General features: G+C 72.0%; 19 protein-coding genes and 1 pseudogene. 11 read left to right on the top strand and 9 right to left on the bottom strand.

Annotation, left to right across the window (positions count from 1 at the left end; genetic code table 11):
* Window positions 1-3: 3 nt before the first annotated feature.
* The 4 genes from IW249_RS06105 (at window position 4) to IW249_RS06090 (ending at window position 4,098) form a co-directional block, all read left to right on the top strand.
* A complete protein-coding gene (locus tag IW249_RS06105) occupies window positions 4-855 on the top strand; it encodes a DUF3152 domain-containing protein (protein WP_196919868.1) in 852 nt (283 codons plus the stop codon).
* A 165-nt stretch (window positions 856-1,020) separates the two neighbouring features.
* On the top strand, window positions 1,021-1,779 hold the full coding sequence (locus IW249_RS06100; protein ID WP_307788531.1) for a DUF3152 domain-containing protein: 759 nt from the start codon (window positions 1,021-1,023) through the stop codon (window positions 1,777-1,779).
* Between the two features lie 123 nt (window positions 1,780-1,902).
* Window positions 1,903-3,084 (top strand): adenylyltransferase/sulfurtransferase MoeZ, encoded by a 1,182-nt coding sequence (gene moeZ / locus IW249_RS06095; RefSeq protein WP_196919866.1) that lies wholly within the window; start codon window positions 1,903-1,905, stop codon window positions 3,082-3,084.
* Window positions 3,085-3,210: 126 nt separating this feature from the next.
* Window positions 3,211-4,098, top strand: a complete 888-nt coding sequence (locus tag IW249_RS06090; RefSeq protein WP_196924648.1) for a prenyltransferase/squalene oxidase repeat-containing protein — start codon at window positions 3,211-3,213, stop codon at window positions 4,096-4,098.
* 115 nt (window positions 4,099-4,213) lie between these two features.
* Here the strand turns inward: IW249_RS06090 and IW249_RS06085 are convergent, their stop codons facing one another.
* Both IW249_RS06085 and proB read right to left on the bottom strand, forming a co-directional pair.
* Window positions 4,214-5,455 (bottom strand): glutamate-5-semialdehyde dehydrogenase, encoded by a 1,242-nt coding sequence (locus tag IW249_RS06085; protein WP_196919865.1) that lies wholly within the window; start codon window positions 5,453-5,455, stop codon window positions 4,214-4,216.
* A 10-nt stretch (window positions 5,456-5,465) separates the two neighbouring features.
* Window positions 5,466-6,623 (bottom strand): glutamate 5-kinase, encoded by a 1,158-nt coding sequence (gene proB, locus IW249_RS06080; protein ID WP_196919864.1) that lies wholly within the window; start codon window positions 6,621-6,623, stop codon window positions 5,466-5,468.
* Window positions 6,624-6,636: 13 nt separating this feature from the next.
* Between proB and IW249_RS06075 the strand changes: the two genes are divergently transcribed.
* The 3 genes from IW249_RS06075 to IW249_RS06065 are packed head-to-tail and all read left to right on the top strand — an operon-like array spanning window position 6,637 to window position 9,908.
* Window positions 6,637-6,951, top strand: a complete 315-nt coding sequence (locus tag IW249_RS06075) for an MGMT family protein (protein ID WP_196919863.1) — start codon at window positions 6,637-6,639, stop codon at window positions 6,949-6,951.
* A gap of 32 nt (window positions 6,952-6,983) precedes the next feature.
* A complete protein-coding gene (locus IW249_RS06070) occupies window positions 6,984-8,390 on the top strand; it encodes an MFS transporter (protein WP_196919862.1) in 1,407 nt (468 codons plus the stop codon).
* 27 nt (window positions 8,391-8,417) lie between these two features.
* Entirely contained in the window at window positions 8,418-9,908 is a 1,491-nt protein-coding gene (locus tag IW249_RS06065) for a pyridoxal phosphate-dependent decarboxylase family protein (RefSeq protein ID WP_196919861.1), read from the top strand.
* A gap of 33 nt (window positions 9,909-9,941) precedes the next feature.
* Here IW249_RS06065 and IW249_RS06060 read toward each other — a convergent pair whose 3' ends face one another.
* The 5 genes from IW249_RS06060 to IW249_RS06040 form a co-directional block, all read right to left on the bottom strand.
* Window positions 9,942-11,147 carry a hypothetical protein gene (locus tag IW249_RS06060; protein ID WP_196919860.1) on the bottom strand — a complete coding sequence of 402 codons (1,206 nt, stop codon included), beginning with the start codon at window positions 11,145-11,147 and terminating at the stop codon, window positions 9,942-9,944.
* Window positions 11,140-11,706, bottom strand: coding sequence for a SigE family RNA polymerase sigma factor (locus IW249_RS06055; RefSeq protein WP_196919859.1), 567 nt, complete (start codon window positions 11,704-11,706; stop codon window positions 11,140-11,142). The genes IW249_RS06060 and IW249_RS06055 overlap by 8 nt, the downstream gene beginning before the upstream one ends.
* Before the next feature lie 172 nt (window positions 11,707-11,878).
* Window positions 11,879-13,084, bottom strand: a complete 1,206-nt coding sequence (locus IW249_RS06050) for a hypothetical protein (protein ID WP_196919858.1) — start codon at window positions 13,082-13,084, stop codon at window positions 11,879-11,881.
* Window positions 13,077-13,643 carry a sigma-70 family RNA polymerase sigma factor gene (locus IW249_RS06045; RefSeq protein ID WP_307788530.1) on the bottom strand — a complete coding sequence of 189 codons (567 nt, stop codon included), beginning with the start codon at window positions 13,641-13,643 and terminating at the stop codon, window positions 13,077-13,079. Before IW249_RS06045 ends, IW249_RS06050 begins: the two co-directional genes overlap by 8 nt.
* 202 nt (window positions 13,644-13,845) lie before the next feature.
* A complete protein-coding gene (locus IW249_RS06040; RefSeq protein WP_196919857.1) occupies window positions 13,846-14,790 on the bottom strand; it encodes a hypothetical protein in 945 nt (314 codons plus the stop codon).
* Between the two features lie 137 nt (window positions 14,791-14,927).
* On the opposite strand from IW249_RS06040, the gene IW249_RS06035 reads away from it, so the two are divergent.
* Entirely contained in the window at window positions 14,928-15,509 is a 582-nt protein-coding gene (locus tag IW249_RS06035) for an NADH-quinone oxidoreductase subunit B (protein ID WP_196919856.1), read from the top strand.
* A gap of 95 nt (window positions 15,510-15,604) precedes the next feature.
* Window positions 15,605-16,921 (top strand): DUF2252 domain-containing protein, encoded by a 1,317-nt coding sequence (locus IW249_RS06030; protein ID WP_196919855.1) that lies wholly within the window; start codon window positions 15,605-15,607, stop codon window positions 16,919-16,921.
* A 16-nt stretch (window positions 16,922-16,937) separates the two neighbouring features.
* On the opposite strand, the gene IW249_RS06025 is transcribed toward IW249_RS06030, so the two are convergent.
* Window positions 16,938-17,984 carry a glucose 1-dehydrogenase gene (locus tag IW249_RS06025; RefSeq protein ID WP_196919854.1) on the bottom strand — a complete coding sequence of 349 codons (1,047 nt, stop codon included), beginning with the start codon at window positions 17,982-17,984 and terminating at the stop codon, window positions 16,938-16,940.
* Window positions 17,985-18,255: 271 nt separating this feature from the next.
* Between IW249_RS06025 and IW249_RS34130 the strand changes: the two are divergent.
* A pseudogene (locus IW249_RS34130) lies at window positions 18,256-18,879 on the top strand (NADH-quinone oxidoreductase subunit C); the annotation flags it as partial.
* 296 nt (window positions 18,880-19,175) lie between these two features.
* Window positions 19,176-20,138, top strand: coding sequence for a complex I subunit 1/NuoH family protein (locus tag IW249_RS06015; protein WP_030329816.1), 963 nt, complete (start codon window positions 19,176-19,178; stop codon window positions 20,136-20,138).
* 121 nt (window positions 20,139-20,259) lie between these two features.
* Here IW249_RS06015 and IW249_RS06010 read toward each other — a convergent pair whose 3' ends face one another.
* Window positions 20,260-21,279: a glutathione S-transferase family protein gene (locus IW249_RS06010; RefSeq protein WP_196919852.1), complete on the bottom strand. Its 1,020-nt coding sequence runs from the start codon at window positions 21,277-21,279 to the stop codon at window positions 20,260-20,262.
* Window positions 21,280-21,337: the final 58 nt, after the last annotated feature.

The raw sequence follows: 21,337 nt of genomic DNA, 5'->3' as shown, positions 1-21,337 counted from the left end.
TGGATGCCCAGCTCAGCCCGCCATCCTGCTCGCCGTCGGCGACGTTTCGCGCTGCTCGCCCAACTGGTGGCGGTGGTGGTGGCCGTCGGCGCGGCGGTGACCGTGATCGCCGAGGGGCCGGGTGGGCATCCCGGCGCCGACCGGTTGGCCGCCGAGGAGATCGGCCCGCCGCCGCTGGTAGCCGGGCCGCTGCCGCCGTCGGCTGAGCCCTCGCCCTCCGACCCGGTTCCGTCCAGCCGGCCCCCGGTGTTGCGGGTGCCCGGTGCGGTTCCGAGCGCCGGTACGGGAGGGTTCGGTTACGACGCCCGCTCCGGCCCGGTGCTGGGTCGGGCGGGTGAGCTGCGGCGTTACCGGGTCGCTGTGGAGTCGGGCAGTGCTGAGGATGCCGGCGAGTTCGCCGAGGCGGTTCAGGCGGCGCTCGCCGGGCCGGGCAGTTGGGTCGACAGCGGTCGGCTGCGGCTCCAGCAGGTGCCGGGGGCCGCGCCTCGTGACTTCACCGTCTACCTGGCCACCGCCCGCACCGCGGGTCGGATGTGTGCCAGGGGCGGGGTGGACATCCGGATCAACGGTCGGCCGTACACGTCCTGTCGGGCGCCCGGCCAGGTGATCATCAATCTGGATCGGTGGCGGTTGTCGGTGCCGCACTTCGTCTCGGCCGGTGTGCCGTTGACGGTCTACCGGACGTACGTGGTCAACCACGAGGTGGGTCACCAGCTTGGGCATCGGCATGAGCGCTGCCCCGGTGCGGGCCGGCCGGCGCCGGTGATGATGCAGCAGACGCTCTTCCTCAGTGGGTGCCGGGTCAATCCGTGGCCGTACCTGAACGGGCGGCGGTACACCGGCCCCGCCCTGTGAGCCGGCCGGTCCGACACGCCCACCATTGAGCCCTCATCAGGCGTCTTGCAGCAAAAGCGAAAAAACGGAGAAATGCCCGAATAATCTGGCAGGCTTGATGCCATGACGCCGTCGTCCCCTTACGGCCCGCCCCGGCCGCCCGGCCACCGGTCGGTACTGCGGGCTGTGCGTCCCGCGTTCGTCCGGATGCACCGGCGCCGGCGCCGCACCATGCTGCTCGGCCTGCTGGTCCTTGCCGCCGCCATCGGGGTGACGGTGAGCCGGGGCGGCGAGCCGTCAGCCGAGCCTCCGGCCACCACCCAGGGCGGAATGGGCCACGGAGGTGGCGTGGCCGCTCACCCGGCGCCCACCGGCTACCCGTCGGTCGGCGCGGGACGCTTCACCGCCGCCGACGGCGAGACTCCCGTGCACGGCACGGACGGGCCGCTGCACCGGTACCGGGTCGTCGTCGAACGCGGCGCCGGCCAGGACGCCGACGTGTTCGCCGCCACGGTGGACGAGGTGCTGGCCGACCCGCGCAGTTGGATCGCGTCCGACGAGCTGCGGGTGCAACGGGTGGCCGACGCCGGGGCCGCCGACTTCACCATCTACCTGGCCACCCCGGTCACGTCCGAGCAGATGTGCGCCGAGGGCGGCCTGACCACCGAGCGCTACACCTCCTGTCGCCTGCCCGGTCAGGTCATCATCAACCTGGCCCGCTGGATGGAGGCCGTCCCCGACTACGGCGCCTCGCTGGACACCTACCGGACCTACGTCATCAACCACGAGGTGGGCCACGAGTTCGGCGAGGACCACGAGGCGTGCCCCGGCCCGGGGGAGCCCGCCCCGGTGATGCAGCAGCAGACGTACGGCCTGCAAGGGTGCGTCGCCAACGCCTGGCCCTACCTCGACGGCCGTCGCTACGCGGGGGACATCGTCCCCTGATCGGCCGGGTCGTCGGTTATTCCCGCTCCCGCATACCGGACCACGTGTCGTCCCTCATGGCCGAGGGGGGCTCCCGCGAGCAACAATGGCGCGGTTCACACCGCCGATCCCGGGGAGTCCACCGTGTCGTTGCCCCCGCTCGTCGAGCCCGCCGCCGAGCTGACCGTAGACGAGATCCGCCGCTACTCACGCCACTTGATCATTCCGGACGTCGGGGTGACCGGCCAGAAGCGGCTGAAGAACGCCCGGGTGCTCTGTGTCGGCGCCGGTGGCCTAGGGTCGCCCGCCCTGATGTACCTCGCCGCGGCCGGGGTCGGCACGCTCGGCATCATCGACTTCGACACCGTCGACGAGTCCAACCTCCAGCGCCAGATCATCCACGGCGTCTCCGACATCGGCCGATCCAAGGCCGAGTCCGCCGCCGCGTCGATCCGCGAGATCAACCCCCTGGTCAACGTGGAGATCCACAACACCGCTCTGGACCGGGAGAACGTCCGCGAGATCTTCGCCCAGTACGACCTGATCGTCGACGGCACCGACAACTTCGCCACCCGCTACATGGTCAACGACGCGGCGGTGCTGCTGGGTAAGCCGTACGTCTGGGGCTCGATCTACCGCTTCGACGGCCAGGCGTCGGTGTTCTGGGCCGAGCACGGCCCCTGCTACCGCTGCCTCTACCCGGAGCCGCCGCCGCCCGGCATGGTCCCCTCCTGCGCCGAGGGTGGCGTGCTCGGTGTGCTCTGCGCGTCGATCGGCTCGATCCAGGTGAACGAGGCGATCAAGCTGCTCACCGGCATCGGTGAGCCGCTGGTCGGCCGCCTGATGGTCTACGACGCCCTGGAGATGGAATACCGCAAGATCAAGGTCCGCAAGGACCCGAACTGCGCGCTCTGCGGCGACAACCCGACGGTCACCGACCTGCTGGAAGACTACGAGGACTTCTGCGGCGCGGTCTCCGAGGAGGCCCAGGAGGCGACGCTCGACTCGACCATCACCGCGCTGGAGCTCAAGGAGTGGCAGGACGCCGGCAAGGACATCTTCCTCGTCGACGTGCGCGAGCCGGCCGAGTACGAGATCGTCCAGATCCCCGGCGCCACCCTGATCCCCAAGGGCGACATCATCTCCGGCGAGGCCCTCGCGAAGCTGCCGCAGGACCGGCAGATCGTGCTGCACTGCAAGTCCGGCGTCCGCTCGGCGGAGGCACTCGCCGCGCTCAAGGCGGCCGGCTTCAAGGACGCCGTGCACGTGCAGGGCGGCGTGCTCTCCTGGATCAAGCAGATCGACCCGTCGCTGCCCGCGTACTGACGATCGAGCCGGGGCGGCCCACAAGGCCGCCCCGGCCGGACTGGCAAGCTTCACGCCGCCGCCCCGGCGAATCGACGCAGATGACGCCGAGCGGTCGTCCGGCGGGAGCGACGCAGCCATTCCGGGCTGGCCGATTCCCTGAGGCGGCATCGCGTCTGCGCAGGTAGCGTCTCCGCCGTGGTCGACTTGGAAGCCGCGATCGGGTTCGTCGTGGCGCACGGGGATGCGGTGGAACGCGCCCGCCTCTCCTGGCTCCGCAACGGCACCCCCGTGCCCGCCGAGTTGCTCGAGACGGCCGAGGTCGGCCAGTCACCGGACGGCGGTTGGCCGGCCACCTGGGGCGGTGAGATCGCCTCGATCGACGCCACCTGTTTCCGGCTCGCCGAGCTGGACGACCTGGGTGCGCTCGGCCGCCCCGCCGCCCGCCGTGCCCTGGACTGGCTGGCGTCCCGGCAGCAGGCCGACGGCGGTTGGGAAGAGGACGCGTCGCTGGCCGACTCGGCGCCCGAGTGGGCCCGGCCCGGCGACCCGGAGGCCGGGTTCCTCGTGTCGGCGAACGCCGGTTTCTGGCTCACCGTCGCCGGCCTGGACGCGCGGGCCTCGGGTCCGCTCGACCACCGGGTGGGTGGGGCGTACGCCGGGGTGGTGCAGGCGGCGGCCCACTCGCTCGCCGCGCGGCTGCGCCCGGACGGCAGTTGGCCGTCGTACCTCGCCGCGGGCTGGTTGAGCGCGGCAGTGCTGCACCGGCAGGAGATGTTCCAGGAGTCGGCGCGGATCCAGGTGGTGCTCGCCGAGCGGATGCCGAAGATGTCCCCGGGGGACGTGGCGTGGCTGGCGGCCACGCTGCGCCGCGCCGGTGTCGACCCACAGGACTGGATCATGGTGCGGGCGCTGCGCCGGCTGACCGAGACCCAGCGCAGCGACGGCGGCTGGGAGAGCGACGACGGCCACCAGTTCGACGTGCACGCCACGCTGGCCGCGATCCGGGCGGCCCGCCCCACCCCACCGGGCTGAGCCCCGCGCCCCGCCCTCAGGCGGCGATCTTGCAGTTTCTGTCGCGGGTTTACGTCGAATGCCCCTTATGCCGGGGCAGTAAGTGCAAGATCGCGGGAGGGGGTAGGGCCGGTCTCTAGCGCACGTGCCCGTCTCCGGTGACTACGTACTTCGTGCTGGTCAGCTCGGGAAGGCCCATCGGGCCGCGGGCGTGCAGCTTCTGGGTGGAGATGCCGATCTCCGCGCCGAAGCCGAACTCGCCGCCGTCGGTGAACCGGGTCGAGGCGTTCACCATCACCGCCGCCGCGTCCACCCGCGCCACGAACTCGCGGGCAGCGCTCTGCGAGTCGGTGAGGATCGCCTCGGTGTGCCCGGTGCCGAAGCGTCGGATGTGCGCGACAGCCGCGTCCAGCGAGTCGACCACGGCCACCGAGATGTCCGCGGAGAGGTACTCGGTGGCGTAGTCCTCCTCGGTTGCAGGGACAACGGCGGCGGAGTAGGCGGCCACCTCGGGTGAGCCGTGCACCGTCACCCCCGCCTCGGCGAAGGCAGCCAGCACCGGCGGCAGGAACGCGTCGGCGATGCCCGCGTGCACCAGCAGCGACTCGGCGGTGTTGCAGGTGGACAGGCGCTGGGTCTTGGCGTTCAGGGTCACAGCGACGGCCTTGGCCAGGTCGGCGGCAGCATCGACGTAGACGTGGCAGTTGCCCACCCCGGTCTCGATCACCGGCACCGTCGACTCCTCGACCACGGTGCGGATCAGCGACGCCCCACCGCGCGGAATGAGCACGTCGACGAGACCCCGGGCGCGCATCAGCTCCTTTACCGAGTCACGGGAGCTGGCGTCGAGTAACTGCACCGCGTCGGCGGGCAGACCGGCCCCGGCGACCGCGTCGCGCAGCACCGCTACCAGCGCGGCGTTCGAGTGCGCGGCCGACGACGACCCGCGCAGCAGCGCCGCGTTGCCGGACTTGAGGCAGATCCCGGCGGCGTCCACTGTCACGTTGGGCCGCGCCTCGTAGATGATGCCGACCACCCCGAACGGCACCCGGATCTGACGCAGCTCCAGGCCGTTGGGCAGGGTGGACCCGCGGACCACCTCGCCGACCGGGTCGGGCAACGCGGCCATCTCGCGCAGCGCGTCGGCGATGCCGGCCACCCGGCCCGCGTCGAGCGCGAGCCGGTCCAGCACGGCCGCGCTCAGCCCGGCCTCGCGGCCGGCCGCCAGGTCCGCCTCGTTCGCGGTCAGGATCTCCGGGGTACGCGCCACCAGCGCCTCGGCCATCGCCACCAGCGCGGCGTCCTTGACCGTACGCGTGGCCACGGCCAACTCGGCGGCGGCGTCCCGTGCCCGTCGCGCCTGCTCGGTCACGCTCATCATCGACTCCTTAGAGCAGCACCAGGTCGTCGCGGTGGACGACCTCTCGTTCGTACGCCGGGCCGAGCGCCGCGGCGAGTTCGGACGTGGAGCGGCCGAGCAGCCCGGGCAACTCCACCGCGTCGTAGTTGACCAGCCCTCGGGCGACCGAGGCGCCGGCGGTGTCCACCAGGTCCACCGGGTCGCCGGCCGTGAACGTGCCGTCCACTGCGGTGATGCCGGCCGGGAGCAGCGACTTGCGCCGTCCGACGACGGCGGCGACCGCGCCCGGGTCGAGGTGCAGTCGCCCCCGGGGTGAGGTGGCGTGGGCCAGCCAGAACAGCCGGGCCGTCGGGCGTTGCCGCTGGGGGTGGAAGAGCGTGCCGACCGGTTCGCCGGCCAGCGCCTGCGTGGCCAGGTCGGCGGCGGTGAGTACCACCGGGATGCCGAAGCCGGTGGCGATCCGGGCGGCTTCGACCTTGGTCACCATGCCGCCGGTGCCGACGCCGGACCGGCCGGCCCCGCCGATGGTGATGCCGGCGAGGTCCGCGTCGTCGCGCACCTCGGCGATCCGGGTCGAGTCGGGTTTGGTGGGGTCGCCGGTCCAGAGGGCGTCCACGTCGGAGAGGAGCACCAGCAGGTCGGCGTGCACCAGCGCGGCCACCAGGGCGGCCAGCCGGTCGTTGTCGCCGAACCGGATCTCCTGGGTGGCGACCGTGTCGTTCTCGTTGACGATCGGCACGGCCCGCAGGTCGAGCAGTTTGCGCAGCGTCCGGTACGCGTTGCGGTAGTGCGCCCGCCGGGTCACGTCGTCGACGGTGAGCAGCACCTGCCCGACAGTGCGGCCGTGTCGGGCGAAGCTGGCCGCGTACCGGCCGATCAACAGCCCCTGCCCGACGCTGGCGGCGGCCTGCTGGGTGGCCAGGTCGCGCGGGCGTCGGGACAGCCCGAGTGGGGCGAGCCCGGCGGCGATGGCGCCGGAGGAGACCAGCACCACCTCGCGTCCTTCGGCGGTGAGCCGACCGAGGGTGTCGACGAGCGTGTCGACGCGCTCGTCGGCCAACCCGCCGGTGGCGGTGGTCAACGAGGAGGATCCGATCTTGACGACGACCCGCCGGGCCGTCGTGACTGCGTCGCGCACCCGACCATTCTGCGTGGTCACGGCCGCACCGCCCGGCGGCGTTCCCATATGGTGGCGGATTGTGACTCCTGACGAGTACGTCGAGGCGGTGCTCGACCTGGTGGAGCGGATCCCGGAGGGTCGGGTCATGTCGTACGGCGGGGTGGCCGACGCGTTGTCCGAGCGTTCGGGACGCGCCTCGGCCCGGTTGGTCGGCAACATCATGGCCCGGCACGGCGGCTCGGTGCCCTGGCATCGGGTGGTGACGGCGAGTGGTCGGCTGCCACCGGGGCACGAGCGGGAGGCGCGGGCCCGACTGCGGGCCGAGGGGGTGCCACTGCGCGGCGAGGGTGTGGACATCGCGGCGGCGGGTTGGTCGCCTGATGAGGGGATGTGACCTCCGTCCTAACGTGAGTAACATTCGGCCCCATGAAAACGCCGCCGGGCGCCGGCTCGTCAGCCACCGGCTCGCTGCCCCGCTCGGTGCACGCCGGATACGCGCTCGGTTCACTGGCGACCGGAGCGTTCGGCACAGTGCCCGGCCTGCTGCTGCTGCCGTACCTGACCGACACCCTGGGCGTGGCCGCAGGGCTGGCCGCCCTGCTGGTGTTGCTGCCCAAGGCATGGGACGTGCTGGTCAACCCGGTCGCCGGGCGGATCTCCGACCGCACCCGGTCACGGTGGGGCGCCCGCCGGCCGTACCTGCTCGTCGCCGGCCTCGCGCTCGCCGTCCTGTTCGCGTCGATCTTCGCCGCGCCGTTCGGTAGCGGCCCGGCCGCCGTGGCGTACGTGGCGTTCGCCTTCCTCGCCACCGCCACCGCGTTCGCCTTCTTCCAGGTGCCGTACGTGGCGATGCCGGCGGAGCTGACCGGCGACTACGCCGAGCGAACCCGGTTGATGACCTGGCGGATCGCGGTGCTGGCGCTGGCCATCCTGGTCTCCGGCGCGGTCGCGCCGCTGGTGGTGAGCGCCGGTGGTGACGGCGTGACCGGGCACCGCTGGATGGGCCTGTTCGTGGCGGCGCTGATCGCGCTCGGCGCCCTCGGCGCGTTCCTGGGCACCCGGTCGGCGCCGACCGGCACTGTGGGCGAGAGCGAGCCGACCCTGCGCGCCCAACTCGCCGTGGCCGGCGCCAACCGCCCGTTCCGGGCACTGCTGATCTGCTTCGTGGTGCAGTCCGCCGGGGTGGCGACGATCCTGGCCGGGGTCAACTACTTCGCGGGGCAGATCCTGCGCGACGAGGAGAGCGGGCCGACACTGCTCTTCGTCTGCTTCGTCGGGCCGGCGCTGCTGGTGATGCCGATCTGGACCCGGATCGGCGCCCGGCTGGGCAAACGGACCGCGCTGGTCGTCGCCTCGCTGATCCTCGCCGTCGGTGCGTTCGCCCTGGTCGCCGCGCCGGTGCTGCCGGCGGTCGCCGTCTATCTGATGGTCGCGCTGCTCGGCGTGGGGTACGCAGGGCAGCAGGTCTTCGCACTGGCGATGTTGCCGGACTGCATCGCGCACGAGACGGCGCGCACCGGTCGACGGCAGGCGGGCGTCTTCACCGGGCTGTGGACCGCCGGGGAGACCTTCGGCCTGGCGCTCGGCCCGGGCATCTACGGGCTGGTGCTTCAGCTCTCCGGTTACGTGTCGTCCGACACCGGCTCGGCGGCGGCCCAGTCCGACACGGCGAGACTGGGCGTCCTTCTCGGCTTCACGCTGATCCCGGCCCTGCTGATCGCCCCTCCGGTCCTCCTGCTCCGCCAGTACACCCTCACCGCCCAAGCCCTGACCGACGCCACGCCCGACGGACGGGTCGATCATGGAGTTGTGGTGGGGGACGAAAGCCGTTGACCGTCACGAGAAGGGCACCATAATTCCATGATCGACGAGAACAGGGTTCTACCTTCCGGGGTTGCCGCTGACGTTGCGCTTGCCGAGGTTCGAGGGCTTCGCGCGGGGGACCGGCCTACGCACGGGGGACGGCTGTTCGCGTACGTCTACGACCCGGCGGTGCCAGGGCTGGACGAGCTGACCGCCGCCGCCCACCGGGAGAGCGCGCACGTCAACGGGTTGGACCCGACCGCGTTCCCGTCCCTGCTGGCCATGGAGAACGCGCTGGTCGGCGCCGCCGGCCGGGTGCTGGGCGCCGGCCCGGGCACCACCGCCCCGGACGTCGTCGGCAGCGTCACCAGCGGCGGCACCGAGTCGCTGATCCTCGCCGTCAAGACCGCCCGGGACGCCCACCCGGAGATCGCCGCGCCCCGGATCGTGGTGCCGTCGAGCGCGCACGCCGCGTTCGCCAAGGCGGCGCACTACCTGCGGGTGGCGCTTGACGTCGTGCCGGTCTCCCAGGACACGCTGCGCCCCGACCCGGCCGCGATGGCCGCCGCGATCGGCCCGGAGACGGTGCTGGTCGCCTGCTCCGCGCCGTCGTACGCGCACGGGGTGGTGGACCCAGTCGCGGAGATCGCCGCCGCCGCGGCCGAGGCCGGGGTGCGCTGCCACGTGGACGCCTGCTTCGGCGGCTGGACCCTGCCGTACCTGCGCCGCCTCGGGGAGCCGGTGCCGCCGTTCGACTTCGCGGTGCCCGGGGTCACCTCCATCTCGGTCGACCTGCACAAGTACGCGTACGCGCCGAAGGGGGTGTCGGTGCTGCTGCACCGCGACGCCGCCCTGCGCGCCCCGCAGTACTTCGCGTACGCCGACTGGCCCGGCTACACGATGATCAACCCGGTGATCGCGTCCACCCGCTCGGGCGGTCCGATCGCCGCCGCGTACGCCACGGTGCGGCACCTCGGCGACGACGGTTACCTGCGGCTGGCCGCCGTCACCCGGGACGCCGTCGCCGGTCTGGCCGACGCGGTCCGCGCCGTCGACGGGCTGCGCCTGATGGCCGAGCCGGAGTCGACTGTCGTCTGCTTCACCGCCACCGCTGGCGGCCCCGACCTGTTCGTCCTGGTCGACGAGCTGACCGCGCGGGGCTGGCACACCCAACCCCAGCTGTCGTACGCCGGTCTGCCCGCCAGCGTGCACCTCACGGTGACCGCCGCTGTCGCGCCCCGGGTCGCCGAGTTCGGGCCGGACCTGGCCGAGGCGGTGGCCGCCGCCCTGGCCGCCGGCCCGGTGCGGCTGCCCGCCGAGCTGGCGGCCCTGGTCGGCGCACTGACCCCCGAGGCGCTGACCCCGGAACTGGTGCTGGGCCTGGCTGCCGCGCTGGGTCTCGGTAGCGGTTCGGGCACCGGGCCGCTGCCGGAGCGCATGGCACTGGTGAACACGCTGCTCGACGTCGCACCACCTTCCCTGCGCGAGCGGTTGTTGGTCGAGTTCGTCGGTCTGCTGCAACGACCCGCGTGGGGTTCGGACGGCTGAACCACTCTGGGAGAGGGCCGGTACCTCGTCCGATCAGCCGTAGTAGTGGGTGATGGTGGCGAAGTTGTCGTTCCGATCACGCTCCATCAGGCTGCCCCCGTCCGCAGCGGAGACGAGAAGTTCGATGGTCGCCTTGCCGCTGGCCAACGGCATTCCCTGCCCCCGGCGCAATTGAAGGTTGAGACGGATGTCAGCGTGCGGTGCCAGCCGCCCCAGGGTGCACTGGTATGGCGCTCGCGCCTCGAGCATGTTCTCGCGACACCGTTCCCAGCCATCCCCGAACGGCCGCAACTGCCATGGCAGGCCGAACGACAGCACGGCATTGGGCACTTCGCCCGCGCTGGCGTTGCGTACCCGGACCTGGATCGTGCCCGCGAAACTGTCGCCCGGTTCCCTACTGAGCGCCAGGTTCGAGGAGCTGACTGACACGTCGGCGGCGTACGGGTTGGGACCGAAGCTCGTCGGCCCCTCCACCTGCCGGAACCGCTCGCCGTCCCACCTGTACCCGCGCCACTGTCGCTGCGACTGCTCAAGCGGCCAGCCAACTCCCGGCGCCCGGTCGGCCATCGCCACCCGGATCACCCCGTCAGCGGCCCGCACCTGCAGCCCGATCAGCCACTCGGGAGTCGGGTCGGCGGTGGCGGCCACCCGGCCGAGCGTGACGACCCGGCCGGCGGCGTCTCGGTCGAAGGCGACCACCTGCGCCGGCCCACGAGTGCCGAACAGGCAGCGCACCAGGACGACGGTCTCCGTCGCCCCGTCCCGATCGACGTCCCCGTACGCCAGCTCGACGAGCAGGTTGGCGTCGTCACCTACCGGGTCACCGCTGAGCCGGATCCCACGGGAGTGACACTGCTTGCCGTCCGGGCGGTCCGGCAGGTCGTCCCAGCTCGGCAGGTCGACGGTGGCGGCGAGCAACTCGGCGCGTTCGATCCGTCCGTCCGGTGCCGCCGGGGAAGGGGAGGCGCTGGGCGTCGGCGACGGGGACTCGGACGGGGTCGGTGAAGCCGTCGTCGACGTCGCAGGCGGTCCCGGGTTCCGGCGCAGCCCGGCCTCCCCGGCCACCGGCACGGCCACCGCCACCACCAGCGCCGCGGCCACCGCCACCGCGGTGCGCCGCCGTCGGCGACGGACCGTCTGTCGGACCGAGGCTGGCCCGTCCGGCGCGATGGCCGGAAGCAATGCCGTCCGATACGCGGCGAACTCCGCGTCGAGCTGGACTTCGTCGAACTCAGCCATGGTCGGTCACCTCATTCCGCGGAGCCAGCTGGGCCGCCAGCGCGGCACGGCCCCGATGCAACCAGGACTTCACCGTGCCCTCCGGCACGTCTTCCTGCTGGGCGATCTCGGTGACAGAGAGGTCCGCGAGGTGGTGCAACACCACCACACGTCGATGGTTCGGCGGCAGTGCCGCCAGTGCCCGCGCCAACACGACCCGGTCCGGGCCGGGGCCGGGCACGTGCTCCTCCCGCTGACGTCGCAGGTATGCCTGGGCGGTCCGCAGCCGGCGCCAGCGGCTGGTGGCCAGGTTCCAGGCGACCCGCCGCACCCAGGCGACCGGGTCGTCGTAACGCGATACCTTCGCCCACCGGGCGAAGGCCCGGCAGAACGCCTCCTGAACCAGATCCTGAGCCTGGTTCAGGTCGCCGCAGTACGCGGCGAGCTGAATGGTCAGCGACCGAAAGTGAGCGTGGTACAGCTGATCGAAGTCGACGCTGTCGGTAGACGGCCGACCGGCCTGGCGGGCCAGGTCCTCTGGTGGAGGCTTGTCGAGCCTCGATTCGGTGCTCACCCTCACCTGGGTCCTCCCCGTCTCCGTCGCCCTCCCTCGTCGGGGCGACGCCGCTCGTTCGCCACACGTGGGAAAGCCGGATCAGGTTGCGGTCCTCCCGCAACGGTTCGGTGAACGCCCGATGAAGCCCGTGGCACCAGGCCCGGCCGGAAGTGCCGGCCGGGCCTGATCGGCGGGGTCAGGAAACCACCCGCACATCCACGTGGTTGTCGCGGTAGGTCAGGTCCATCCAGTGCCGGTCCTGGTCGTCGAAGTGCACGACCCGGACGCTGGGCTGGTCCAGCGACGTCGGATCTACCAGCAGGTGGAACGTGTAGGCCCGGCGCTCCCCGGACCGTAGGCCGGCCGTGCGGCAGCTGGCCCCCGACTCGTCGCCTTCCCGCCACGGCACGCAGATCGACGAGTCGGCCCTGATCAACGCGCCGATGAGGCTCAGTTCGGCGAAGCCGATGTGCGCCACGTCCACCGGCCCCTTGTTCGTCACGGTCACCGTCAGGGTGCCCGGACGCTTCCCGTCCGCGTCGGCCGGCCCGAGCACCAGGTCGCCGCCGGACAGCACCAGGTCGGTCAGCCGGGGGTCCCTGCCGAAGGACCTCGGCCCGTCGCTCTGGGTGAAACCGTCGCCGGTCCACCGGTACGTCCGCCACTGCTTCTGTGCCCAGTAGCTCCGCATCGAGCAGCAGGGCTGGATGTCCGCCACCTGTGCCCGTACCTTGCCGTCCTCCGTGACGTCGGCGTCCGTGATGTCGTCGAGCCCTTCGGCGGTGCCGACGACCCGGCCCATGGTCACGATTCGGCCGCGCCCGTCGCGGTCGAACGCCACGAGTTGCTTCGCCGAGGCCTCGCCGAACCGGCAGGTGACCAGGGCGACCGTCTCGGTCGCGCCATCGCCGTCCAGATCGGTGTAACCCAGGTCCAGGTCTGCCAGTGTCGGCACATCCTGGTTGCGCGCCGGAGGCTGCAACCGCACGTTCGAGGTGGCGCAACCCCTCGCGTACGAGGACCAGGCCGGTAGGAGAACGGGGGCGGCCAGCAACTGCGCCCGGCTGATCCGACCGTCCGGTGCGGCCGGGCTCGTGGACGTGGTGGTGCTGGGCGTGAGCGGGGTGGACGGCGTCGGTGCGGGAGCACTCGGCGGCGGCGTGGACGGCTCGCCGGTCTGCGCCGGCACCGGCACCGACCCGTCATCGCGCAGCGCGGCGTTGGCGACGATCGGTGCGACAGCCAGGACGATCGCCGTCACGGCCACCGCCACCGCCCTCGCCCGCCGCCGCCACCGAAGGGTTCGCCGGGCCTGGTCCGGTCCCGGACCCGCGATAGTGGAAACCGTCTCGGCGCGGTAAGCGGCGAACCGCTCCCGCAGCCGCGGGTCGATGTCAGACATTGCCCACCTCCTCGATGCTCTCGTCGAGCAGCCCCGCCAGCGCCAGCCGGCCGCGGTGCAGCCAGGACTTGACAGTGCCCTCGGCCACTCCCTCCTGGCTCGCGATCTCGTGGACCGGCAGGTCGGCGAGGTAGTGCAGGACGACAGCCCGCCGGTGGTTGGCGGGCAGTTGGGCCAGCGCGGCGTCGATCGCCACCCGATCGGGCGTCGGACCCGCCATCGTGACCTCCGTCCGGCGTTGCCGCAGCAGGTGGTTGCGCGCGGTCCGGAGCCGCCGCCAGCGGCTCCGGGCGAGGTTCCAGGCGACCTGACGGACCCAGGCGACCGGATCGTCGTACCGGGCCAACCGGTCCCAGCGTGCCAGCGCACGGCAGAACGCCTCCTGCGCGAGGTCCTGGGCCTGCGAGAGATCTCCGATGTACGCGCCGAGCTGGGTGGTCACGTTGCGGAAGTGCGCGTGGTAGAAGTCGTCGAAACTGATCGTCGCCGCGTCGTCAGTGGTCACCGCCGCTGTCGCACCCGGCGGCTCGTTGGCGCGGGCTCCCGTCATCGCTGTCACTGCCCCTCCCCGTTCGCCGTCGGGCCTCTGCCCGAGGCGGTCGTCACACGTGCCAGTCGGCAGGGGGTCGCCGTCCCGCCGCCGGGTCGGAACCGGTGCCAGCCGTGGCAGCCCGGTGGGGGTGAGATGCGAGGTCGGGGGCGTACGCCCCGCCTGGCGTCGCCGGCCGGACCCCCGTGCCGGCCGGCGACGCACCGCCCGGTCAGCTGTCGTCGGAAGCGGTCACTGTGACCCGGACGGTGTTGTCGGCCGGCGCGGCGTCGGCCACCTCGCCGGCGCCGTACCGGGTGCTCAGGACCAGGTCGACGGATCCCAGGTCACCGGCGACGGTGCCGGGCGACGTACGGAACAGCACCGCGAAGGTGCGCTCCTCTCCGGCGGCCATCCGTCCACCGGGGACCTCGAAGAACCCGCCGAAGCTCGGCGAGTCCTGCGGGTCGGTGCCGGCGATCTCCAACCCGGCGGGCACTGTCGCCTGCACCGCCAGGTAGTCGTGTGCAGCGTCGCCCGCATAACGAACGGTCACCGGCAGCCGGCCCGCGTACGTCCCGTCGGCCTGCCGGGTCACTGTGAGCGCGTCAGCTCCGGCGGCCAGCGAGGCGTTCGCCGAGGGGTCCTGGACGTACGGTCGCGGGTGCCGCAGTGATCCGTTGGTGGCCCGGAACAGGGTGGTGAAGTCCTTACCGGCAGCCACCTGCTGGGTGCGCCCGGGCATGACCTCGACCCGCCCACCCGCGGCGGACATCGCGTACGGGCGCGGCGCGGTCCGCACCGTGAAGGCGACTTCGAGGCTGCGCCGCTCGCCCGGCTCGAGGTCCGGTCCGTCCACCGAACAGGCGAAGACCCGCAGGTTGTCCACCGGGTCGGCCTGGATGCAGGCGCCGTTGGGCACCAACCCGTCGAAGGAGCCGGCGACCGGCTCGGTGACCAGGACGGTGTAGTAGTCGGCGGCCCGGCTGCGGTTGGTGATGGTCACCGGCAGGGTGCCCCGGTAGCCGTTCCCGGTGGGCTCCAGGACCAGCCGGCCCGCCGAGATGGCGGCCGGTGCGCCGGTCGACGCCAGCGCGGCGGTGCCCGGCAGCGTGGCCACCAGGGCCAGCGTCGAGCCCAACAGCACACCTGCGCGGAGCTTGATACGAGTGTTCATGGAACGGTCCTCCCGTGGTCCCCGTTGTCGACGGCCGTGCTCGGCGCGCCATACCCCGTTAGAAGCCCCGAACGGGCCTCGGGGTTGCAGCCGGACGTTGTGGTTGACTGTCGGGAGGGGGACAGGAGGGGGTCGTCGTGCAGCTGCCGGCAGTGCTCGGTGAGCCGATCCGGTTCGTGCTGAACTGGGGGCGCCGCTACTCGCTCTGGGTGTTCAACTTCGGCCTGGCCTGCTGCGCCATCGAGTTCATCGCCACCAGCATGGGTCGGCACGACTTCATCCGGCTCGGCGTGATCCCGTTCGCCCACGGCCCCCGCCAGGCCGACCTGATGGTGGTCTCCGGCACGGTGACCGACAAGATGGCCCCGGCGATCAAGCGGCTCTACGACCAGATGCCCGAGCCGAAGTACGTCATCTCGTTCGGCGCCTGCTCCAACTGCGGCGGCCCCTACTGGGATTCGTACTCGGTGACCAAGGGTGTCGACCAGCTCATCCCGGTCGACGTGTACGTGCCCGGCTGCCCGCCCCGGCCAGAGGCCCTGCTGCACGGCATCCTGCGCCTCCAGGAGAAGATCGCCGCCGAGCAGTCCGGCATCGGCGGTGTGCCACAGCGGGACGTGCTGGCCGCGCCGCTGGACGCCCCGCCCCGCGAGGCCGCCGCCCCCCGCTCGGTCGACTCGCTCAGCGCCCCGCCGGTGCGCCCGCCCGCCGCGACCTGAGGTCACGCCCGTCAGGACGGGGCCGTCGCGCAGCATGATCGATGGATGGTCGGTTCGCCACCCCCTCCTGGACCGGCCGCACTAGCCTGCGCACTATGAGCAGCTCAGTGGACCAGCGGTCCACCCACATCGTCGACGTGCTCACCGAGGAGTTCGGCGCGTCGATGGCGATCGACCCGGCCGCCTTCCGCCGCAAGTTCCGCAAGATGGCGGCTTCCCCGTTCGCCTTCTACCGGGGCAGCGCCGCGCTCTTCTACGCCGACCAGCGCGGCGACTTCGCCGACGACCGGTTCGCCGACGAGCGGACCAGCCGGGTGTGGATCCACGGGGACCTGCACGCGGAGAACTTCGGCACCTACATGAACGCCTCCGGGCAGCTGGTGTTCAACGTCAACGACTTCGACGAGGCGTACGTCGGGCCGTTCACCTGGGACCTGCGCCGGCTCGCGGCCAGCGTGGCGCTGCTCGGCTACGGCAAGGCGCTCTCCGACACGGCGATCGGGGAGCTGGTGGCCGGGTTCGCCCGGTCGTACCTGACCGAGCTGCGGGCCATCGCCGCCGGCGGTGACGACGCGATCGGTTCGATCACCCTGGACAACGCCGACGGGGTGCTGCGCCGGGTGCTCCAACGGGCCCGACTCAACACCCGCGTCGACCTGCTGGCCACGCAGACCACCATCGACAACTACGAGCGACGCTTCTCCATCGGCGACGGGGTCTTCGAGATCGACGACGCCACCCGGGACCTGGTCAGCGCCGCCTTCCAGGACTACCTGGGCACCCTGCCGACCGCGTCGACGCAGCTGCGCCCGGTGGCCGCGCGGATCAAGGACGTGGTGCTGCGCAAGGGGGTGGGCATCGGCTCGGCCGGGCTGCCGTCGTACAACCTGCTGCTGGAGGGGCACACCCAGGCACTGGAGAACGACGTCGTCATCTACATGAAGCAGGCGCAGGTGCCAGCCGTGGCGCGGTACGTCACCGACGAGACGGTCCGCGGCTACTTCCAGCACCAGGGGCACCGGACCGCCGAATCGCAGCGGGCGTTGCAGGCGCACGCCGACCCGTGGTTGGGCTTCACCGAGCTGAACGGGACCGGGCAGCTCGTCGCCGAGGTCTCCCCGTACGCCGCCGACCTGGACTGGTCGGACGTGAACGAGCCGGAGGAGCTGACCGGGGTTCTCGTCGACCTTGGCCGGGCGGTGGCCCGGATGCACTCGGTCGCCGACGACGAATCCAGTCACGACCTCGTGGACTACTCCACCGAGGAGGCGATCGTCGCGGCGGTGGATTCCGACGAGCCGGCCTTCGTCACCCACCTGGTGGACTTCGCCCACGCGTACGGGGTGCGCGCCCGCCAGGACCACCAGCTCTTCGTCGACCTGTTCCGCAACGGTCGGCTGCCGGGGATCTGACCGGGCGCGGCGTCGCTCAGGACGCGAACTCCAGCACCACCTTGATGTCGTCCGGCCCCGGGGTGTACGCGTCGGCGTACCGGTTCACCGGCACCCGCCGGGTGATCAGCGACTCGAGCCAGACCTGGTCGGCGCGGGCGAGGGCCTGTGCCGCCATGTTCCAGTGCCGCCGGTTGGCGTTCACCGAGCCGAACACCACGTTGTTCTCCAGCACCAGCGCCCGGTTGAGAGCCCCGGCGTCGAAGTCGATGGTGCGGCCACCGCTGGACACCCCGGCCAGGCAGACGATCCCGGTCGGGCCCGCCTTGCACATGACGTCGAGGACCACAGTCGGCGCGCCGGTGCACTCGATGACCACGTCCGGCTCGAAGGGCAGGTCGTTGACCGGCACCGCGTGGTAGGTGGCGCCGAGCCCGGCGACCAGTTCCGGCTTCGGCCCGTCGGTGGCCCGGTCCAGCACGTGCACGGAGAGCCCGCGTTGGGCGCCGAGCAACGCGGCCAGCAGCCCGATCGGCCCGGCCCCGGTCACCAGGACCGTCTGCGGCTGCCACTCGGCCCGGTGCCCGATCCGCTCGATGTGGTCCCACGCCTTCGCCACCACACTTGTCGGCTCCAACAGCACGCCGACCTGGGCCAGCGCCGGGTCGAGCGCAACCGCGAACCGCGGCTCGACCCGCCAGCGGTCGCGGGCGAACCCGGGTAGCGCCTTGATGCCGTGTTCGGTGTACTGACCGTTGCGGCACATGTCCCACTCGCCGACAGCGCAGTTGGGGCAGGGCACCGGGTCGGGATGCCGGACGATCCCGGCCACCAGATCACCGGGTTGCAGGGTGCCGCTCGCGTCCTCGATCACCCGGCCCAGTGACTCGTGGCCGATGACCAGGCGGTCGGCACCCGGCGGCGCCTCGCCATACTCCCCGGCGATGATCTCGTGGTCGGTGCCGCAGATTCCCACCGCCAACGCCTCGACGAGGACAGAGCCCTCCTCGGCAGCCGGCTCGGGCTGATCCTCGACGAGGCTCAGCGAGTTGGCGACCCCAGGTCTCACCGTCACAGCGCGCACGCCCCTCATCTTTCCCCGCCGCAGCGCGCGCCGCGCCCAAAGTCGGCAGATCGCCTGGCATCGACGGCGGGCAGGCGTGGACCGGGCCGGCACCAGGGCCTGTTTCATAAGAACTGGCCGGCCTGCGGCGGGCCCGGACGACGACCGGCGGCGTTGCGGTTTCGTCCGGATACGACACCGGTATCCGGACGAAACCGCGCCTTGCCGGATCGCCGCCCGGACTCCGCCTCGGCTCGACCGCCCTTATTAAACAGGCCCTAGGATCAGCGGCATGACTCCCGAAGAGGTCGGCGCTCGACTGGTCGCGCTGCTCGCGCCGGTTGAGGCGACCCCGTCGGTCTCCGGCGGGCAACGGTTCGCCCGGGCCACAGTCGACGTGCCGCCCGCGAGTTGGCTGACCGCGGTCACCGCCGCCCGTGACGACACCGAGCTGGCCTGCGACTTCTTCGACTGGCTCTCCGCAGTCGACGAGTTGGCCGAGGGCTTCGACGTGGTGGCGCACCTCTGGTCGACGCGACTGCGCCACGGCCTGCTGCTGCGCACCCGGTTGCCGCGCGAAGCGCCCACCGTCGCCTCGGTCGTCGACGTCTACCCCGGGGCCGCCTGGCACGAGCGGGAGACGCACGAGATGTTCGGCATCGACTTCGCCGGGCACGGGGAACTGCTGCCGCTGCTGCTGCCCCCGGAGTTCGAGGGCCACCCGCTGCGTAAGGAGTTCGTGCTCGCCTCCCGCGTGGCCAAGCCCTGGCCGGGTGCGAAGGAGCCGGGCGAGTCCGAGGCCGGCGGCGGGCGTCGACCGATCCGCCCGCCGGGCGTTCCCGCTCCGGGCGAGTGGGGGCCCACGCCCACCCCGGCTGGTGCCGGTGGGGTGGGGGAGGGCCCGCGCGGCGGCACTCCGGCCAGACCGGCCCGTGAGCGTCCGGCGCGGCCCGCCCCGGGGACCCGTCCGGCGCGTACACCCCGGCCTGCCGGCGCCGCCGACGGCCCGACCCCCGCCGACCAGCCCGCGCCCGACGCAGGCCCGGCCGCCGAGTCTGTGCCCGCGCCGGGCATCGGCCAGGCCGACCAGTCCGCGCGCGGCGCGGCCGGGTCAGACACGCCTGGCGCAGGCCCGGCCGCGCCGGGCGGCGAGCCGATCGCGGACCCGCCGGGCCGCGCTGGCCGGAGCGACCACGACGGGGGTACGGCCTGATGCCGCTCTGGGTGGAGTTGGTGCTCCGGATCGGCGGCGTGGTGGTCGCGTTCCTCACCCTGCCGTTGCTCGTCGGTCAGGCCGAGCACAAGGTGATGGCGCACATGCAGGGCCGGCTCGGCCCGATGTACGCGGGTGGTTTCCACGGCTGGGCGCAGCTGGTGGCCGACGGGGTCAAGTTCGTGCAGAAGGAGGACATCACGCCGCGCGAGGCGGACCGGGCGGTGTTCCGGCTGGCCCCGGCGGTGGCGCTGGTGCCCTACCTGCTGGTGCTGCTGGTCATTCCGCTCGGTCCGAACGACCTGGTCGGGCAGCCGTTGGACATCGGCCTCTTCTTCGTGCTGGCCGTGGTCGGCGTCGGGGTGGTGGCGGTGCTGATGTCGGCGTGGGCGTCGGCCAACAAGTACAGCCTGCTGGGCGGGCTGCGCGGGGCGGCCCAGTTGCTCGGTTACGAGCTGCCGCTGGTGCTGGCCGCCGCGTCGGTGGCGATGGCGGCCGGCACGCTCAGCCTGTCGGGCATCGTCGAGGCGTGGCAGCCGTGGTGGCTGCTCTGGCAGGCACCCGCGATGATCATCTTCTTCGTCGCCGGGCTGGCCGAGATCCGTCGGCCCCCATTCGACATGCCGGTGGCCGACTCGGAGCTGGTCTTCGGCTACATGACCGAATACACCGGTCTGCGGTTCGCGTTCTTCCTGCTCGCCGAGTACGTCGGGATCGTGGTGATCGCCGCGCTGACCACTGTGCTGTTCCTCGGCGGTTGGCAGGGCCCGTTCGCCGACGACCAGCTGGGCTGGCTCTGGACGCTGCTCAAGATCTTCGCGGTGTCCTTCGTGATCATCTGGCTCCGGGTGTCCTACCCCCGGCTACGCGAGGACCAACTGCAACGCCTCTGCTGGCTGGTCCTCGTGCCCGCATCCCTGGCCCAACTGGTCCTCACCGCAGCAGTCCGCATAGCCCTGTAGAACCCCCAACCTCCCGCGTCGATCTTGCACTTCCTGTCCCGGCAAAAGCGACTGAACGCGGCATTCCGGCGTCAGAATGTGCAAGATCGACGGCGCAAGCGGCGGGTAGGTGCCCCCGGGGTCAGCGCAGCGGGGTGTGTTCCGGGTCCACCGGCTCGGCCGGGGGTGGGGGCGGGGTGCCGTCGCCGAAGGGGCGGCCACCGAGCGCTTCCCGGCCGTGCGGGATGAGCCAGTTGGACAGGTCGGGGCCGAGCGGAACGATCCCGGTCGGGTTGATGTCGCGGTGCACCTCGTAGTAGTGCCGCTTGATGTGGTCGAAGTCGATGGTGTCGCCGAACCCGGGAGTCTGGAACAGGTCCCGGGCGTACGCCCACAGCACCGGCATCTCGCTCAGCTTCTGCCTGTTGCACTTGAAGTGCCCGTGGTAGACCGGATCGAAGCGGACCAGCGTGGTGAACAGCCGCACATCGGCCTCGGTGATGGTGTCACCCACCAGGTAACGCTGGTCGGTCAACCGCTCGGTGAGCCAGTCCAGCCGGTCGAAGAGCTGGTGGTACGCCTTGTCGTACGCCTCCTGGCTGCCCGCGAACCCGCACCGGTAGACGCCGTTGTTGACGTCCCGGAACACCACTGCGTTGACCTCGTCGATCTGCTCCCGCAGGTGCGCGGGGTAGAGCTGCGGGGCACCCTCGCGGTGGTACGCCCGCCACTGCGTGGACAGGTCCAGGCTCATCTGCGCGTAGTCGTTGGTCACCACCTGCCCGGTCGGCACGTCCACGATCGCCGGCACTGTGATGCCGCGCTCGTAGCCGGGGAAGCGCTTGAAGTACGCCTCCTGGATGCGCTCGATGCCGAGCACCGGGTCCCGGCCGTCCGGGTCGAGGTCGAAGGTCCAGCTCCGGGCGTCGTGGGTCGGGCCGGCCACCGCCATCGAGATGGCGTCCTCCAGACCGAGCAACCGCCGCACGATGATCAGTCGGTTGGCCCACGGGCAGGCCCGGCTGACCGCCAGCCGGTACCGGCCCGGCTCGACCGGATATCCGTCGCGCCCGTCCTCGGTGATCCGGGTGGCGATGTACCGCTGGTCGCGGGTGAACTCGCCGCCCGGCTCGACGTACTTGCCGCCTTTTTCCTCGCCCACGTCGCCCTCCCGGTCTGGTCTGTGTCTCTACCCAATCCTCGCGGATCTACGGCGCACA

This window comes from Micromonospora vinacea, from assembly GCF_015751785.1.
Lineage (GTDB): Bacteria > Actinomycetota > Actinomycetes > Mycobacteriales > Micromonosporaceae > Micromonospora > Micromonospora vinacea.
The sequence above is the reverse complement of the archived record's forward strand: the minus strand, read 5'-3'. Positions and strand labels throughout refer to the sequence as shown.